The organism is Campylobacter sp. W0014, from assembly GCF_020135975.1.
Classification (GTDB): domain Bacteria; phylum Campylobacterota; class Campylobacteria; order Campylobacterales; family Campylobacteraceae; genus Campylobacter_D.
In genome coordinates, this window is the sequence record NZ_JACHTR010000005.1 from 22365 (window position 1) to 38776 (window position 16412).

The following is a 16412-nucleotide window of genomic DNA, read 5'->3' on the forward strand; positions in this document are numbered from 1 at the left end:
TTAAATTTCTTTATGATAAAATACATTTTTATCAAATATAAGGAAAATAAGGTTTTTATATAGAAATTTTTAAAAAAATATGCTATGATTTTTCCTAAGAAATTTAAAAAGAGGCTAAAATAAGTGGTTTTCGGTTATCCACGCAGGGTTACAATCCCATTAAAACCGTTAAAATTCAAATAAGCTTTGTTGCTTGATAGTTTTTGTTCTTTTTTGTTTTTGTATTTTTTCGGTATTGTATTTAAAATTTTGACTCTTTTCATCATACTCAAAAATAACTAAATTCTTATCATTATTCATTTTTTCATTAAAAGAAATTCCGCCTAAAAGTATTTGCATATTGTCAAACTGCTTTTCTGTTATGATTAAAACTCTGATGTTTCCGTAGGGTGGTAGAAATTTTTTTATAGATTTTATAGTACTTTTTGCTGAACTTAATCCTTTACAAATTTTTACATAAACACTAAATTGCATCATAAAAAATCCAAGTTTTATTAATGAAGTTCTAAATTTAGAGGCATGTTTTTGATCTTTTTTGCTTTTAGTGGGTATATCAAACATCAGCAGCACTCTCATAAATTTATCTTCTATCATTTTAAATTTACCCAAAAAAGCTCTTGGTTTTCTAATAAAGCATTTTTAAAATTTTGCACATAAAAGTTGATAGCTCTATTTAAGGGATAAGATTTATTTTCTAAGATAAGTTCTTCTTGTAAAATTTGAATGAGTTTTTGCTTACTTTCCTTATCTAAAAATTCACTTTCCTTGGTATCTTTTAAATTAAATACACAAATATCAACTAAAGGGCGAAAAACTTCTATTAAATCATCACAAAGATTAAAGCTATTATAGATATTATTGTGTTTTATACCTTGCCATGGCAATAAACCACTGATGCATACAGCTCGAATAATATTTGATCTAATAATAGCATAGCCATAATTTAAAGCAGAATTAACAAAGCAAATTTCATTTCTATAAAAATTTTTTCCAAATAAGGTTTTAAAATATAAAGATGCTGCAGTAGATTCTACATTTTTAGCATCATTTAAACTCACTTTTTTACACAAATTTATAAGTTCTTTGTATTCTTGCATATGATTAAATAATTTTAAAACATAAGCTTGGTTTGAAATTTTATTTTTAATAATTTTTTGCCATAGAATAGCTTTTCTTTGTGAGCTAACAGCTACTTGCTCTCTAGCTACTTTTGCACTTATAAAATGCCCTAAAAATGGAGAAAAAATTCCATTTATATTATGCATTTCATCACAGGTTAAGAGTATAATTTTATTTTCGGCTAAGGCATTTAGCAAACTCGAGCTAAGACTAGCTTGTAAGGATTCTAAAATAATAAAATTGATATCTTTTAGAAAAAATTTAGCCTCTTTTTCTTTTTGTTTGATTACAAGATGGTTATATTCTAAGCTTAGCTTTGCTTGAGTTGCGATCAAAATGCTTTTAAAAGCTTCATCATAAGCCATATTTTTTACTTGTTTTTAAAGAAATATTTTGTCTTGGTTCGATTTTGGCTTTTATTTTTTCTCCTAATGGTGTTATGATATATTTTTCAAAAGTTTTTAAATTTTGAATTCCTAAACTTTTTGCTTGAACGTTTTCTTCTTTTGCATTGGTAAATAATAATTTTTGATTTAGGGTTAAATTTTCGATTTTATTGTCATGTTTTTCTATGCAAATACTTACAGTACTGATACCAAAACTTTTAAAATATGCAAATTCTGGCTCTTGCATTTTGCTTTTTTGAATCAATATCAAATCATCTTTATATAAAGAAAAACAAAATTCATAACTTTCATCTATTGTTTTCCATTTTTTTGGAATATTATTTTCTTTTCCTGAAACCGCTATTTTATCTGGCAACACTCCTAAAGCATAATCCATAGTATAAATAGGAATAGCATAGAATTTATTTTCTTTTTTGAAAATATCAATTCTTACCATAGTATCATTTCTGACATATTTTGTTCCAATTTTTCTGATTTTCCCACATTCTAAGGCTCTCTTAACTCCTTCTTCTGAAGCATACTCTTTTATAACTTGCTTTTGGGATAAAAAAGTTTCTTCATGTAAAGCCTCTCTTGCTCTTTTTCTTGGAGGCCTTGAAACAAAAATTTGATCTATTTTTGTTTCAATTTTTTTTCTAAAGTTTTCAAAAGGTTCAAAAAATTTAGCTTGATGCTTATAATCCTCATCTGTAATTTTTTTAGCATAGAGTTGCGCCTTTAAAAGTTCTTGATTTTTTTTAAAATCAGAAAAACTTTTTATCATAGAAGGAGTGCTATAAGCGATTATAATAGCATCTATGGCATGATGGATATGGTTATTTCTATCTTTTTTGGAAAATCCCCAAATATGTCTTAAAACAGATGTAAGCATTCCATTGATCGTTTGAACGTGAATTTTACTTCCTTTTTCTCCGCTTGATAAATCAAGATTTTCATCATCGCTTAAAGGTAAAAAATTTAAATATTCTTTTGTATATTTAGCTATAAGAGTAGTAATATATCTTGTATCATTTAAATTTCTTGAGATAAATTCTTGTTGTTTTTTGTCTTTGAAATTTTCATCTAAGATCTTTTGACTTTTTTTATAAGGAAGTTTTTGTGCTAAGATCGTGATTGTATTCCATTTTTCTTGATTGTCTTTAAAAGCTTCAAAAGGTGTTTTGTTGCGTTTTTCTTGATTTTCTTTGGTAAAAACTAAGACTTTATTGTTAAATGAATCATCAAAACTTCTAGAATAAGGATATATGTGATCAACCTCTAAAGCTTTTTCATCTTTTAAATGCTCTATGGTGATTTTTTTTCCACTATAAATACAAAATTCGTTTTGTTCTCTCCAAAGTTTTAATTTTAAAATATTTTTAGAATTGGCTTTTAGACCAAATTTTTCACATTCTTTAATTGCCCAAGTATTGATTTCTTGATTTTCTTTTTGCTCTTTTTCTATAGCTTCTCTTAATTTTTTGCTTGTTCCTATATTTCTGGCTAATTCTATGTGAATTTTGTGCATTTTTCCGTATTTTTTAAGCAGAGCATTTAAAACTTTTCTATACTCGCTTATGGCGCGATTGGCAATAGGATTGCTAAGCTCTTGCGCATAAATGCTTTCGCAAAATGGTGGAAGTAGGTTAAATTTTTGATCATTAGATTTTGTTTTTAAGCCAAGTTCTTTACAAGCCTCATCATATCTTAACCCTTTTTTCATGAGTGGCAAAATCATTTTTAAAGCCTTAAAGCTAAGATTGATATGATCGTTAAATTCAATTTCCAATAAAGCTTGAATTTGTTCTTCGCTTAGATTGTATTTTTCCAAAATATTTTTAAGTTTGTCATTATCTTTTATTAAGGTTATGTGAGAGGCTATTTCATCAAGTTGTTCTTGATTTAAAGAATGCTCTTTAAGCGCTTTTTTAAATTCAGTCAGTTTTTTAAATTCTATAAATTTGGTATTTTCGGCATTTTCTTTATCGTATTTTAGATTTTTAAATTTTATTTTTTCATCAAGTTTGATGTATTCTCTAAATTTTTTATAACTGATATTGCCTTTTTCTAAAATGTGATTAAGAATTTTTTCAATATGATCACTAGAAACGATTTCACCTGTAATTTTTTCTAGACTTTTTAGCTCATTGATGATTTTAGTTAAGGCTACAAATTCCCAAGCACTATAAGAATTTTTACAAGCTCTTTTTTCGTTTTCAAAAAAAGTGCATAAGCCAACCAAATGAGAAAAATCCTTCAATGGGCGTTGAAAGAAAGCAATTTCTATAATTTCATCTATAAATTTTTCATTGTATTTAAAGCCAAATTCTTTTTGTTTTTCTAAAATAAGTTTTAGTTCTTTTTCTAAATCGCTTGCTAAAACGCAATGTTCGTAACTTTCTTTTGTGTTGCGTATTTTGATAAAATTTTTAGTATTTTCTTTAAATTTTTGAAAATATTCTTGATAGAAATATTCCCCAACGCTTCTGTAATTTTGCAATTTTAAAGAATTATTTTTTAAGGCACTTAGAATTTTGCCTTTTTCATTATCGTTAGATTTTTTAGTATTTTTATTGATATAGCCACGATGTTTTGCTATATGCAAAATCACTCTTGCTAAGTCTTTTTTATCGAGTTTTTCATTTAGAGCTTGATATCTTAATCTATAAGGACTTTCAAGTTTTCCTTGATAGGCTTGAGGTAAATTTCCATCTTCGGCTAAATAATCTTTATAATTGAGATTGAATTCTTTTGAAATAATATGCTTTAATGCAATGAGTCTTGATTTTTTTCTAGCAAGACGCCTTCTGTTGCTTCTAGCATTTCTCCTTGGCAATGCTAAGGACTCTTTTGTTTTTGGATTTTCTGCCGCTGTAAAAATTCTAACCCCGCAATCTTTTAATTCATTGTTTTCAAGAAAAGCCCAACCTATAGAGCTAATTCCTATATCAAAACCTAAAATTTTCATAATCATTCCAATTTATTTTTTTGAGTTTATTATAATGTATCAGTATTCTTCAGCATAAGCTTAAAAATTGATATTATTTAATTATTGTTTATAAATTTTTTAGTTTTAAATATAAAATAAGATTTCAAGTTTTATTTGATATAATCATTTATTCAAATAACAAAACAATAAAGGAAAAAAATGTTGGTGAATACTAAAGAAGATTTTTTACTTTTAATCAAACAAATAGAACAAAAAAGTGGCTATAAACAGCCTAAAGCTTTTGGTATAGCAAGACTTGATAGGGGACAAATCAATAAAAATAAAATTTTACAAGCGAGTTTTGCTTTGGTAAATTATGAGCAGAATTTTAGTTCAGCTGCGATCATACTTGAATCTTTTATGCAAAGGGGAATCGAGATCGATTTTAATGCGAGCGAATTCACTCAAGTTTTAAAAATGGAAGATATTGAATTTGCTTTATCTTGCTTCAAACCTTTTTTAGAAGAAGAGGGGCATAAAAATATCGACTTGTTAAAATTGATTAAAGAGAAATTTAAAGACGATGAATTTGCTTTTGTATGCCTTTTTGAAGATAAAGAGCCTTTGAGTGTTGAAAGCGTTTATCTTAAACTTTATTTGCTTTCTACAAAAAAAGTGCCTTTAAGAAGTATCAATCTAAATGGCGCCTTTGGACTTTTAAGCAATGTTGCTTGGAGTGATGATAAGCCTATAGAGCTTGATTATTTAAGAGAAAATGAAATGCGTTTAAAAATGACTAATCAATATCCAAAAATTGATTTTGTTGATAAATTCCCAAGATTTTTAGCGCATATTATACCTGAAGATAATACAAGAATTTTAGAAAGTTCAAAGGTAAGAATGGGTGCTTCTTTGGCAGCGGGAACAACGATTATGCCAGGCGCTTCTTATGTGAATTTCAATGCAGGAACAACGGGAGCTTGTATGGTGGAGGGTCGCATAAGCTCAAGTGTAGTCGTAGGAGAAGGATCTGATATAGGCGGAGGAGCTTCTATATTAGGAGTTTTAAGCGGCACAAGTGGAAATGCGATCAGCATAGGTAAAGCTTGTCTTTTAGGCGCTAATTCTGTTACCGGCGTTCCTTTGGGCGATAATTGTATCGTTGATGCAGGAATTGCAGTGCTAGAGGGAACTAAATTTTTATTAAAAGATGCACAAGAACTCGCAAAGCTTAATCCAAATTTCACTTTTGATAAAGAAATATACAAAGGTTTAGAACTTCAAGGTTTAAACGGACTTCATTTCCGTCAAGATTCTACAACGGGAGTGATGATCGTTGCTTTAAATAAAAAAGCAGTCAAACTCAACGAAGCTTTACATTAAGATAAAAATTCTCAAGCTTAGCTTGGGATTTATTTTTTAACAATAAAAAATATTTTGGATTATTTTTTTAGATAGGAAGTAAATCCTAGCATAAGCTAGGATTTTATTAAGCTACAAATTCAATAAAAGCCATTTCAGCAGCGTCACCACGACGAATTCTAGTTTTAATGATTCTAGTGTAGCCACCGTTTCTTTCTTTAAATTTTGGAGCGATTTCTGTGACTAATTTGTTAGTAGCGTTTTTATCTTGCAATGAAGCAAAAACAGCTCTATGTGCATTAAAATCGCCTAATCTTGCTCTTGTGATAAGTCTTTCTACATATCCTCTTAATTCTTTAGCTTTTGGTAAAGTTGTTTCTATTTTACCGCTATTAACTAAAGCTATCGTTAAATTTTTTAACAAAGCAGCACGATGAGATGAAGTTCTGCCAAGTTTTCTATATCCGTGTTTATGTCTCATTTTTTATCCTTCATTTTGTGCTTTTAATTCAGTGATTTTTTTGCTTAATATATCTCTATTATCACTTAATTTAGAAGTTCCTACAGGGAAACCTATGCTTTCCATGATGCTTTTGATTTCATCAAGTGATTTTTTACCTAAATTTTTAAGTCCTGCAAGTTCATTCACACTCATTAAAGCAAGTTCGCCTATATAAACAACTCCTGCTTTTTCAAGGCAATTATAACTTCTTGCACTTAAATTTAAGTCAGTGATATTTTGCAATAATTTAGTATTTTCTAATTCATTGCTAGTGGCTTGATTTTTAATGATACTTCTAACATTAGTGATTTTATCAAACACCGATAATTGTTTATACATAGCTTCTAAAGCATTTTGAAAAGCTTCATTTGGAGTGATTTGTCCATCTGTAGTGATAGTTAAAACCACTTTTTCATAATCAGGATTGTCTTCAAATAAAACTTTTTCGATATCATAAGTTGCCTCTCTTACAGGTGTAAAGAAAGCATCCAATGCTATAAATTTAGGATCATCTAAAAATTCTTTGATTTCTTCACTTGGAACGTAACCAATTCCTTTTTCTATAATCAAAGTAAATTTAAGATCTGCATCTTCATTAATAGTCGCTAAATATGCATCAGTATTTACCACTTCAACTTGATCATTGTTCAAATCTTTGCCATAAATTTCTTTAGGACCTTTGAAGTTAAATTCTACAATTTCTTTATCAGAATCATTTTTAATCTTAAAACGTAATTTTTTCAAATTAAGAATAAAAAGCGCGATATCTTCAAACATACCACGCATACTGTCAAATTCATGAGATATTCCATCAATATGAATTGCAGTTGGAGCGTAGCCTACAGTGCTTGTATAAAGCAAGCGACGTAAAGGATGGGCTAGGGTGATCCCATAGCCGATTTCAAAAGGCCAAGCGCTGATTTTAGCCACAGTATCGCTAATATTTTCTATCGTAAATTCTGTTGGCGTATAAGCGGATGTTGTAATTTTTCTCATATTTAGCCCCTATTATTTAGAGTAAAGCTCAACGATAAATCTTTCCTCTACCGGAATGACAACTTCTTCTCTTTCAGGTTTTCTCGTGAAAATTCCAAATCTCTTGTCTTTTTCTACATCAACCCAAGCTACTATACCGGTTTGCGCTGTAAGCTCTATTGCTCTTGTAATTTGAGGATTATTTTTGCTTTTTTCGATGATTTCGATTTTAGCACCTGCTTCTACTCTAAAGCTAGGGATATCCACTCTTTTACCATTAACTAAAATGTGTCCATGAGTTACAAGTTGTCTTGCAAAACGACGAGTTGTTGCAAATCCCATTCTATAAACTACATTGTCTAATCTTTGCTCTAAAAGCTGGATGAGCAAAACTCCTGTATTTCCATCTTTTCTAGCTGCCTCTGCAAAAAGTCTTCTAAATTGCTTTTCGCTAACTCCGTACATAAATTTAGCTTTTTGTTTTTCTCTTAATTGAAGTCCATATTCGCTAATTTTACCTTTTCTTGCTCCGTGTTGTCCTGGTGCATAAGGGCGTTTATCTAATGCACTTTTTCCAGCTAATCTTCTTTCTCCTTTTAATGCCAAGCTAACACCAAAGCGTCTTTCTAATTTTTCTACTGGTCCTCTATATCTTGCCATAATAATCTCCTAAATTTTTCTTATATTTTAGACGCGACGACGCTTAGGTGGTCTACAACCATTGTGAGCTAATGGAGTAATATCTTTTAAGAAAGTAACTTTGATTCCTTCCATAGCGCCTACACTTTTTACAGCAGTTTCTCTACCGCTTCCAGGTCCTTGAACTTTTATACCTACTTCTTTAATTCCGTGTTCTTTTGCTTTATTTAAAGCGTCTTCTACTGCTTGTTGTGCTGCATAAGGGGTTGATTTTTTAGAACCTTTAAATCCTAAACCACCCGCGCTGCTCCAAGCAATCGCATTTCCCATTTCATCAGTTACTGTTACCATAGTATTGTTAAAAGTTGCACTGATATATACAATACCTTTTGCTATATTTTTTTTAACTACTTTTTTCTTTACAATTTTTCTTTTAGCCATTTTTTATCCTTATGATTTTGCACCAACGGTTTTTCTTTTACCCTTGCGAGTTCTAGCATTTGTTTTTGTTTTTTGACCACGAACAGGCAAGCCTTTTCTATGTCTTAAACCTCTAAAACTTCCCAAATCCATAAGAGCTTTGATATCCATAGCAACTTGTTTTCTAAGATCCCCTTCAACCATATAGTTTTCTTGGATTTCTTTTCTGATTGCTGCTGCTTCATCTTCGCTAAGTTCATGAACTCTTTTATCGTAAGAAATTCCTGTTTTATCAAGAATTTTTCTTGATGTAAAAAGCCCTATACCATAAATGTAAGTTAGTCCATACTCAATTCTTTTTTTCTTTGGTAAATCAACACCTGCAATACGAGCCATGTTTATCCTTGTCTTTGTTTATGTTTTGGATTTTCGCAAATAATGCGAACTACGCCTTTACGGCGAACTACTTTGCACTTGTCGCACATCTTTTTAACAGATGGTCTCACTTTCATGAGCGTCTCCTTTTAAGTAAATTCCACTTGATTTGCGACTGCATCAGGTTTTATGAATAACCAACTATTTTTAAAATAAGTGGTGAATTTTAAAAATACTTCTTTCATAGTTCGATACAAAGTGTCGCAAAAACGCTAATTTTATCGAAAAAAAACTTTTAATTAGCTTATTTATATCTAAAAGTAATGCGTCCTTTATCAAGACTATAAGGTGTGAGTTCTACTTTAACTTTATCACCAGGCATAATTCTTATATAATGCATACGCATTTTTCCTGCAATGTGACAAAGAATGACATGTTTATTGTCTAATTCTACTTTAAAATTTGCATTAGGTAATGCTTCAAGTACTGTTCCGTCGATTTCTATTACATCATCTTTTGCCAAAAGTTTTCTCCTTTTAATTTTTAAAATGTAAAAATTATTCTATCAAAAATTATTAAAAAATTTACTTATTTTTTTGTTATTTATCGTTTGATATTTTTTTGATAAAATAAAAACAACTAATCTTTATAAAAAGGAGATGAAATAATGATTGACTATAAAATTTTAGACAATGGAAGAATTCATAGCAAGGGCTATGCCATGCTTAGTAAAGATGCGAAATTTACCCCTTTTGAATTTTCTCGTCACGCTATAGGCGATAATGATATTTTGATAAAAATTTTATACGCAGGAATTTGTCATAGTGATGTGCATACTGCAAAAAGTGAGTGGGGAGCGACTATTTATCCTTGTGTTCCTGGTCATGAGATTACTGGAGAGGTTATCGCTGTAGGTAAAAATGTGACTAAATTTAAAGTAGGTGATTATGCGGGTGTAGGTTGTATGGTTAATTCTTGTGGGGAGTGTGAAGCTTGCAAACGCTCTCAAGAGCAATTTTGCGAAAATGGAAAAACAATTTATACCTATAACAGCAAAGATATTTTTCATAATAATGAAATCACTTACGGCGGATATTCTAACAATATAGTCGTAAGTGAAAAATTTGCACTTTGTGTTCCTAAGGATGCACCTCTTGAAAAAGTTGCACCTTTACTTTGTGCGGGTATTACAACTTATTCTCCTTTGAAATTTTCAAAAATTAAAGAAGGATCTTTAGTGGCTATAGCAGGTTTTGGCGGACTTGGAATGATGGCGGTAAAATATGCGATTAAAATGGGTGCAAAAGTGAGTGTTTTTGCGAGAAATGAAAATAAAAAAAGTGACGCTTTGGCAATGGGTGTGAGTTCTTTTTATACAAGCACGGATAAAGATGCGGTTAAAGAGCGTTTTGATTTGATCATTTCAACCATTCCAACGCCTTATAATCCTTCTGTTTATCTAGATTTGCTTAAATTTGGAGGAGAAATGGCTATAGTGGGTCTTCCACCGGTTGAGTATAAAATAGGAATTCAAATTAATGCTTTAATCCATAAAGCAGGTAAAAGGGTTTATGGATCTTTAATAGGCGGAATAGCTGAAACTCAAGAAATGCTTGATTTTTCACTTAAAAATAAAATTTATCCAGAAACCGAGCTAATCACTCCACAAGAAATCGATAAAGCTTATGAAAATTTAACTTCTGGAAAAGCAAAATTCCGTTACGTAATCGATATGACAAAAGAATAATCAGCGATCAAAAATCAGATCGCTGATATCAAAATTTCTTTCTTTGGCTATTTTTAAAAGTTCTTGCAAGGTTGCTTCATCTAATTTTTTTCTTGCTAAAATCCATAGATATTTTTTATCAGGACTTCCAACAATAGCCACTTGATATTCTGTATCGATGAAAATAATTTCATAATTGGTTTTGTTGAAAAGATTCATAAAAAAATTAAAGCTTACAGCTAATTTTCGATTAGCATTTAGCTTTGCTTTACCTTTGATGCTTGAAATCTCATTTTCTTTTTGGCAAAAATTTTCTATTTCTATATAAGGAGTTTCGCCTTTATATTTTAATGTGTATTTGGCTTTTGAGCTTTGACAAGCTTTTTGAAAAAAATTAGGCTTTCTAGCGATTTCAAGCCATTCGCCCATGTAATTTTGTAAATTAATATCGCCGATAAGTTCTATCATAATTTATCCTTTTTTGTGATTTTCATCTTATTTATACATGGTTTCTAGGATAAGACTTTATTTTTTTTGTATTGATTATTATTTATAGTTAAAATATAATTTTAGCACAAAAATTGATTAAAGGAATAAAGATGAAGACGATATTATTGCTCAATGGAGCAAAGGAGTTTGGACATTCCAATGGCAAACTTAATTTTACTTTGCACAATCATGCTGCTAAAATTTTAAGTGATTTGGGATTTGAAATTTTACAAACACACATTGATAAAGGTTATAATATACAAGAAGAATTGGAAAAATTTTTAAAATCTGATGTTATTGTTTATCAAATGCCAGCTTGGTGGATGGGTGAGCCTTGGATTGTTAAAAAATACATCGATGAAGTTTTTACCGCAGGACATGGCAAACTTTATGCTAACGATGGAAGAAGTCATGAAAATCCTACAAAAAATTATGGAAAAGGTGGTTTGGTTAAAGATAAAAAATATATGTTTAGTTTAACTTGGAATGCGCCTATTGAAGCTTTTGATGATCAAAATGAATTTTTTGAGGGTAAGGGCGTAGATATGGTGTATTGGCACTTGCATAAAGCTCATGAATTTTTAGGTATGAAAGCCTTAGAAACTTTTATATGTAATGATGTCATAAAAAATCCACAAGTTGAAAAATACCTAAGCAATTATGAAGTACATTTGAAAAAGGTTTTTAGATAAAGCAGGAAATTTCCTGCTTTACTCTTTTCTCGTTTTAGCATCTACTTTAAATAAAGGTTTATAAAGCAGTTTAAATCCACCAATAAAACTTAAAGTATCGTCACTTGTAAGCCAATTGATGAATTTTTTTGCTTCAGTGTAATTAACATTTTTGCAATGTTTTGGATTTACTGCGATTACAGAATAAAAATTTTTCAATCTATCATCACCTTCATTAACGATGATCAAATTTGGTTTTCCTTTTTCATTAAATTCATACTTGATATAAGTGCCACGATCGGTTAAAATCACTCCCTTTTTCTCTTCAGCGATTTTAATACTTGCAAGCATTCCTTGTCCGCTTTGTTGATACCAACTTTCTTTTTCTGGAACTTTGCCTATACTTTTCCACAAGCTTTTTTCTTTGTTATCGGTGCCTGATTTATCCCCTCTTGAAATAAAGGTTAATTTTTCATCTCTTATAAGTTTTAAACTCTCTTCTAAATTTTTACCCTTAAATTTTGGCGCTAAAGATTTATCCGCAATAATGACAAAATCATTATACATTACAGGGGTTCTATCAACTCCATAGCCTTTTTTGATAAATTCCTTTTCAGCCTTTGGAGAATGCACAAAAAGTACATCTGTATTGCAATCTTCACCCATTTTCAAAGCCGCGCCTGTACCAACAGCAACCCATTTTAAAGTATTGCCTGTTTCTTGTTCATAAAGAGGTTTTAAGCCATCGAGTAAGCCTGTATTGTCGGTGCTTGTTGTGGTTGCCATTCTTAATTCTGCTGCTTGAATGTTTAAAGCTAAAAACAATCCTAAAAATATCGTTTTTTTCATCTTTTTTCCTTTAAGAATTTTTAAAAATCAATGTAGAAATATTTTAACATAAATTATGCTAAAATTTCTTAATTTATTTTTTTGGACTTGTGAATTTGGAATATATTTTTGATGGTTTTAAACAAGCTTTATTATTGTTATTAAACGCTGATGATAGTGTGATTTCAGCCATAAAAACAACCATGTTAAGTTCTAGTATATCTGTAGTTTTAGCTTTATTGGTGGGCTTTCCTTTGGGTTTTGTTTTGGGATTTTTTAATTTTAAATTTAAACGTTTTTTAAGGCTTATGATCGATACAAGCCTTTCTTTTCCAACTGTAGCGGTGGGTTTGATTTTATACGCTTTGATTTCAAATCGTGGGCCCTTAGGGGAACTTGGCTTACTTTTTACTATAAAAGCTTTAATTTTGGGTCAATTTATACTCGCCTTGCCTATAGCAATAGCTCTTTTTGCGAATTTAGTTGAAAATATCAGTAAAAAGCAATTAATGCTTATTAAATCGTTCCATTTAAATTCTATCAAGCTTATTATGATTATCATCCATGAATTAAGATTTTCTCTTATCAGTGTAATAGCTTTAGTTTATGGGCGTATTGTGGCTGAAGTGGGTGTAGCCATGATAGTGGGTGGGAATATTAAATACGATACAAGAACGATTACAACGGCAATTTCTTTAGAAACCAATAAAGGCGAATTTGCCAGTGGCATTGCTCTTGCTCTGGTTTTAATCTCAATTGCTTTTGTTTTAAATTGCATCATTTATAAATTAAAAAGGCGTTGAGTGATAGAGCTTAATAATTTTAGCTTTAGCTATGATCAAAAAAATATTTTAAATATTAAAAAATTAGTTTTAGATACTAGTAAAATCAGTATTTTAATGGGTTTAAATGGGAGTGGAAAATCCACACTTTTAAGAATACTTAAATTTCTTGAAGGGGATTTTGAAAATATTTCTTATTTTGGAAAAACGCATTTAAATTCAGATGAAAAGCGTCAAATTTATCTTCTTTTTCCAGAACCTGTATTTCTCAATCGCAGTATTGAAAAAAATTTTTTATTTCTTTTAAAAACTTATAAAATCGATTTAAAAGAAATAAAAAATCGTATCGATGAAACTTTTAATTTGCTCGAGATTGATAAAAGCTTACTTAAAAAACATCCCAATGAACTTTCCTCAGGACAAAGTCAAAAACTTGCCTTTGCTTTAGCTTTGAGTGTTCGTGCGAAGTATTATTTATTGGATGAGCCTAGCGCTTTTTTAGATCAAAAAACAGCCATTTTGTTTAAAAAAGCAATTTTATTTATGCAAAAAAATTACAATAGTGGCTTTTTAATTGCAAGTCACGATAAAGTTTTTTTAGATTCTTTAGCGCAAAAAAGATATTATTTGCATTCTGGTGAAATTTTGGAATTTGAAAATACTAATGTTTTTGATCTCGAAAATAAAGGAATTTATTTTGATCATTTTATGGATTTTCGTCCTTATATGAAAAAAAATTCAAGTAAAATAGCCATCAATCCTTATAAAATTTCTTTTGCAAAAGAAAAAGATAATTTAGATCATGCTTTTGATTTTATAATTGATAAATGTTTAGTTATAGCTTTAAGAACTAGAAAAGATTTTGTTTTTATACGTATTAAAACTCAAGATAAAATTTTAGAATTTGGCTTAAATCAAGATCAATTTAACCAAAGCGATTTAAATTTATATGATGAAATTATTCTTGCGTTTAATCAAGATGCTATTTATTTTTTAGATTAACATAATTTTTGTAAAATCGCTTTTTAAGATTAAAATTCAATTTTAATTTAAAAAATGTTAATAGAAAATCATTATTGATTTTAGTTTAAAATAAAGGATTATTATGCTTCAAACTTGTATTTTTCCTGCGGCTGGTTATGGGACTAGATTTTTACCTGCTACAAAAAGTCTGCCTAAAGAAATGTTGCCTATACTTACTAAACCTTTAATCCATTATGGAGTTGATGAGGCTTTAGAAGCTGGAATGGATAATATGGGCTTTGTCACAGGAAGAGGTAAGAGAGCTTTAGAGGATTATTTTGATATTTCTTATGAATTAGAACATCAAATTTCTGGGACAAAAAAAGAATATTTACTTAAAGACATACGATCTTTAATCGATCAATGCACTTTTACTTTTACACGTCAAAATGAAATGCGTGGCTTAGGCGATGCTGTGCTTAAAGGAAGGCCTTTAGCAGGAGATGAAGCGTTTGGGGTTATTTTAGCTGATGATTTATGCGTGAATGAAAACGGCTTAAATGTAATGGCGCAAATGGTTAAGATTTATGAAAAATATCGTTGTACTGTTATAGCGGTTATGGAGATACCAAAAGAACAAGTTTGTAATTATGGAGTGATCGCTGGAAATACAGTAGAGGAGAATTTGATCATGGTCAATTCTATGATAGAAAAGCCTGATCCTGATGAAGCTCCGAGTAATTTAGCTATCATTGGAAGATATATTTTAACTCCGGATATTTTTGGAATTTTAGAAAATACAAACGCGGGTAAAAATGGAGAAATTCAACTTACCGACGCACTTTTAACGCAAGCAACCAATGGTATGGTTTTGGCTTATAAATTTGAGGGAAGGCGTTTTGATTGCGGTAGTGTTGAAGGTTTTGTTGAGGCGACAAATTATTTTTATGAGAAGAGCAAATGTTAAAAAATTCGATTTTTTTTAAAAAAGTAGAATTTTCTACCATTACTTCTTATGCCTATCGCATCAATGACGAGGTTCAAAGCGGTGAAATAGGGTATTATCATCTTTTTAATACGAGTTTGCCACTCATTGAAGAAAGTTTAGAATTTATCAAAAAACAAGATCATGTTAGAAATATTGTTTTGATTGGAATGGGCGGATCAAGTTGCGGGGTTAAGGCTTTAAAAGATATGCTTTTAAATCAAAAAAGCAAGGATAAAAAGCTTTTTATCCTTGATAATACAAGTACTTATTCTTTATTTTCTGTACTAGAAAAACTCAATTTGGAAGAAAGTTTATTTTTAATCACAAGTAAGACAGGTAGCACTATAGAGGTTGTTTCGCTTTTTAAATTGATCATTGATTATTTTAAGATTGAAAATTCTAATTTAAAAAAATATTTTGTTTTTGTTACGGATGAGAATTCTAAATTGCATCAAGAAGGTGAAAATTTAGGTATTAAAAGTTTTTTTATCCCCTCAAATGTTGGGGGACGCTTTAGTGTTCTTTCAGCTGTTGGCATTGTGCCACTTTGTTTTTGTGGCTATGATGTAAAAGCTCTTTTAGAAGGTGCTAAGGCTTGTTTTGATGATTTTTTTATCCATAAAAGAGAAGAAATTTTACAAAAGGCTTATCATTATTGTACACATAAAAATGCACATATCAATGTACTTTTTTCCTATGATGATGTTTTTAAGGGTTTTAATGAGTGGTATATCCAATTAATCGCAGAAAGTCTTGGAAAAAAGCAAGGTTATAAACGCATAGGACTTACGCCTATTGCTTTAATAGGTGCAAGAGATCAGCATAGTTTTTTGCAATTAATCATGGATGGCCCAAAAAATAAAACCGTCACTTTTTTAAAAGTAAAAGACAATGAAAAATCGCCTATAATTCCTGATATTCATTTTAAATTTTTAGATTCTTTGAGCAATAAAGTCAATTTACACGATCTCTTAAACGCACAATGCGATGCGACAATGCATGCTTTGATTTCTGAAAATTTAAGCGTAGATGTTATAGAAATGGAAAAACTTGATGCTTGGCATGTTGGTTATTTGATGTATTATTATGAACTTTTTACTTCAGCTTGTGGCATAATGTTCGGTATTAATACCTATAATCAGCCTGGCGTTGAGGTGGGAAAATTGATTTTAAAAAATATTTTAAAATCCTAACTATTTTTTTAAATAAAAAGAGTATAATAATTTTTAAATAAATTTTATAATATAAATTTTTAATT

General features: G+C 29.9%; 19 protein-coding genes. 7 read left to right on the plus strand and 12 right to left on the minus strand.

From position 1 onward, the window contains the following. Positions 1-168: 168 nt before the first annotated feature. The 3 genes from cas2 to cas9 are packed head-to-tail and all read right to left on the minus strand — an operon-like array spanning position 169 to position 4476. Positions 169-594: a CRISPR-associated endonuclease Cas2 gene (gene cas2, locus H2277_RS02610; RefSeq protein WP_337200835.1), complete on the minus strand. Its 426-nt coding sequence runs from the start codon at positions 592-594 to the stop codon at positions 169-171. Next, complete coding sequence (cas1, locus tag H2277_RS02615) at positions 591-1484, minus strand: type II CRISPR-associated endonuclease Cas1 (protein ID WP_337200836.1); 894 nt, start codon at positions 1482-1484, stop codon at positions 591-593. The genes cas2 and cas1 overlap by 4 nt, the downstream gene beginning before the upstream one ends. Beyond that, positions 1474-4476, minus strand: a complete 3003-nt coding sequence (gene cas9, locus H2277_RS02620; protein ID WP_337200885.1) for a type II CRISPR RNA-guided endonuclease Cas9 — start codon at positions 4474-4476, stop codon at positions 1474-1476. Before cas9 ends, cas1 begins: the two co-directional genes overlap by 11 nt. Positions 4477-4656: 180 nt before the next feature. Between cas9 and H2277_RS02625 the strand changes: the two genes are divergently transcribed. After that, on the plus strand, positions 4657-5817 hold the full coding sequence (locus H2277_RS02625; RefSeq protein ID WP_337195410.1) for a tetrahydrodipicolinate N-succinyltransferase N-terminal domain-containing protein: 1161 nt from the start codon (positions 4657-4659) through the stop codon (positions 5815-5817). 106 nt (positions 5818-5923) lie between these two features. On the opposite strand, the gene rplQ is transcribed toward H2277_RS02625, so the two are convergent. The 7 genes from rplQ to infA all read right to left on the minus strand — a co-directional run bounded on the left by rplQ (position 5924) and on the right by infA (position 9230). Further along, positions 5924-6277: a 50S ribosomal protein L17 gene (gene rplQ / locus H2277_RS02630; RefSeq protein WP_134237776.1), complete on the minus strand. Its 354-nt coding sequence runs from the start codon at positions 6275-6277 to the stop codon at positions 5924-5926. Positions 6278-6280: 3 nt separating this feature from the next. Beyond that, on the minus strand, positions 6281-7294 hold the full coding sequence (locus tag H2277_RS02635; protein ID WP_337200837.1) for a DNA-directed RNA polymerase subunit alpha: 1014 nt from the start codon (positions 7292-7294) through the stop codon (positions 6281-6283). A 12-nt stretch (positions 7295-7306) separates the two neighbouring features. Next, positions 7307-7933 carry a 30S ribosomal protein S4 gene (rpsD, locus tag H2277_RS02640; protein ID WP_137620237.1) on the minus strand — a complete coding sequence of 209 codons (627 nt, stop codon included), beginning with the start codon at positions 7931-7933 and terminating at the stop codon, positions 7307-7309. A 27-nt stretch (positions 7934-7960) separates the two neighbouring features. Then, positions 7961-8353: a 30S ribosomal protein S11 gene (rpsK, locus tag H2277_RS02645; RefSeq protein ID WP_002779544.1), complete on the minus strand. Its 393-nt coding sequence runs from the start codon at positions 8351-8353 to the stop codon at positions 7961-7963. Between the two features lie 9 nt (positions 8354-8362). Further along, complete coding sequence (rpsM, locus tag H2277_RS02650; protein WP_002779545.1) at positions 8363-8728, minus strand: 30S ribosomal protein S13; 366 nt, start codon at positions 8726-8728, stop codon at positions 8363-8365. A gap of 2 nt (positions 8729-8730) precedes the next feature. After that, positions 8731-8844: a 50S ribosomal protein L36 gene (gene rpmJ / locus H2277_RS02655; protein ID WP_002781429.1), complete on the minus strand. Its 114-nt coding sequence runs from the start codon at positions 8842-8844 to the stop codon at positions 8731-8733. 167 nt (positions 8845-9011) lie between these two features. Next, on the minus strand, positions 9012-9230 hold the full coding sequence (gene infA, locus H2277_RS02660; protein ID WP_002781436.1) for a translation initiation factor IF-1: 219 nt from the start codon (positions 9228-9230) through the stop codon (positions 9012-9014). A 147-nt stretch (positions 9231-9377) separates the two neighbouring features. Between infA and H2277_RS02665 the strand changes: the two genes are divergently transcribed. Continuing rightward, the gene (locus tag H2277_RS02665) at positions 9378-10454 is read left to right on the plus strand and encodes an NAD(P)-dependent alcohol dehydrogenase (protein WP_337200886.1); all 1077 of its coding nucleotides are present in this window, start codon (positions 9378-9380) and stop codon (positions 10452-10454) included. On the opposite strand, the gene H2277_RS02670 is transcribed toward H2277_RS02665, so the two are convergent. Then, on the minus strand, positions 10455-10901 hold the full coding sequence (locus H2277_RS02670; protein WP_337200838.1) for a lipocalin family protein: 447 nt from the start codon (positions 10899-10901) through the stop codon (positions 10455-10457). A 131-nt stretch (positions 10902-11032) separates the two neighbouring features. On the opposite strand from H2277_RS02670, the gene H2277_RS02675 reads away from it, so the two are divergent. After that, positions 11033-11614, plus strand: a complete 582-nt coding sequence (locus tag H2277_RS02675) for an NAD(P)H-dependent oxidoreductase (protein WP_337200839.1) — start codon at positions 11033-11035, stop codon at positions 11612-11614. Between the two features lie 18 nt (positions 11615-11632). Here the strand turns inward: H2277_RS02675 and tupA are convergent, their stop codons facing one another. Next, positions 11633-12442 carry a tungstate ABC transporter substrate-binding protein TupA gene (gene tupA, locus H2277_RS02680; RefSeq protein ID WP_337200840.1) on the minus strand — a complete coding sequence of 270 codons (810 nt, stop codon included), beginning with the start codon at positions 12440-12442 and terminating at the stop codon, positions 11633-11635. 95 nt (positions 12443-12537) lie between these two features. Between tupA and tupB the strand changes: the two genes are divergently transcribed. From tupB to H2277_RS02700, 4 genes are all read left to right on the plus strand, one after another. After that, entirely contained in the window at positions 12538-13224 is a 687-nt protein-coding gene (gene tupB, locus H2277_RS02685; protein WP_337200887.1) for a tungstate ABC transporter permease TupB, read from the plus strand. Beyond that, on the plus strand, positions 13225-14205 hold the full coding sequence (gene tupC / locus H2277_RS02690; protein WP_337200841.1) for a tungstate ABC transporter ATP-binding protein TupC: 981 nt from the start codon (positions 13225-13227) through the stop codon (positions 14203-14205). A 103-nt stretch (positions 14206-14308) separates the two neighbouring features. Continuing rightward, the gene (gene galU / locus H2277_RS02695) at positions 14309-15133 is read left to right on the plus strand and encodes a UTP--glucose-1-phosphate uridylyltransferase GalU (RefSeq protein ID WP_337200842.1); all 825 of its coding nucleotides are present in this window, start codon (positions 14309-14311) and stop codon (positions 15131-15133) included. Next, complete coding sequence (locus H2277_RS02700) at positions 15127-16347, plus strand: glucose-6-phosphate isomerase (RefSeq protein ID WP_337200843.1); 1221 nt, start codon at positions 15127-15129, stop codon at positions 16345-16347. The genes galU and H2277_RS02700 overlap by 7 nt, the downstream gene beginning before the upstream one ends. The last annotated feature ends 65 nt before the right edge of the window (positions 16348-16412 follow it).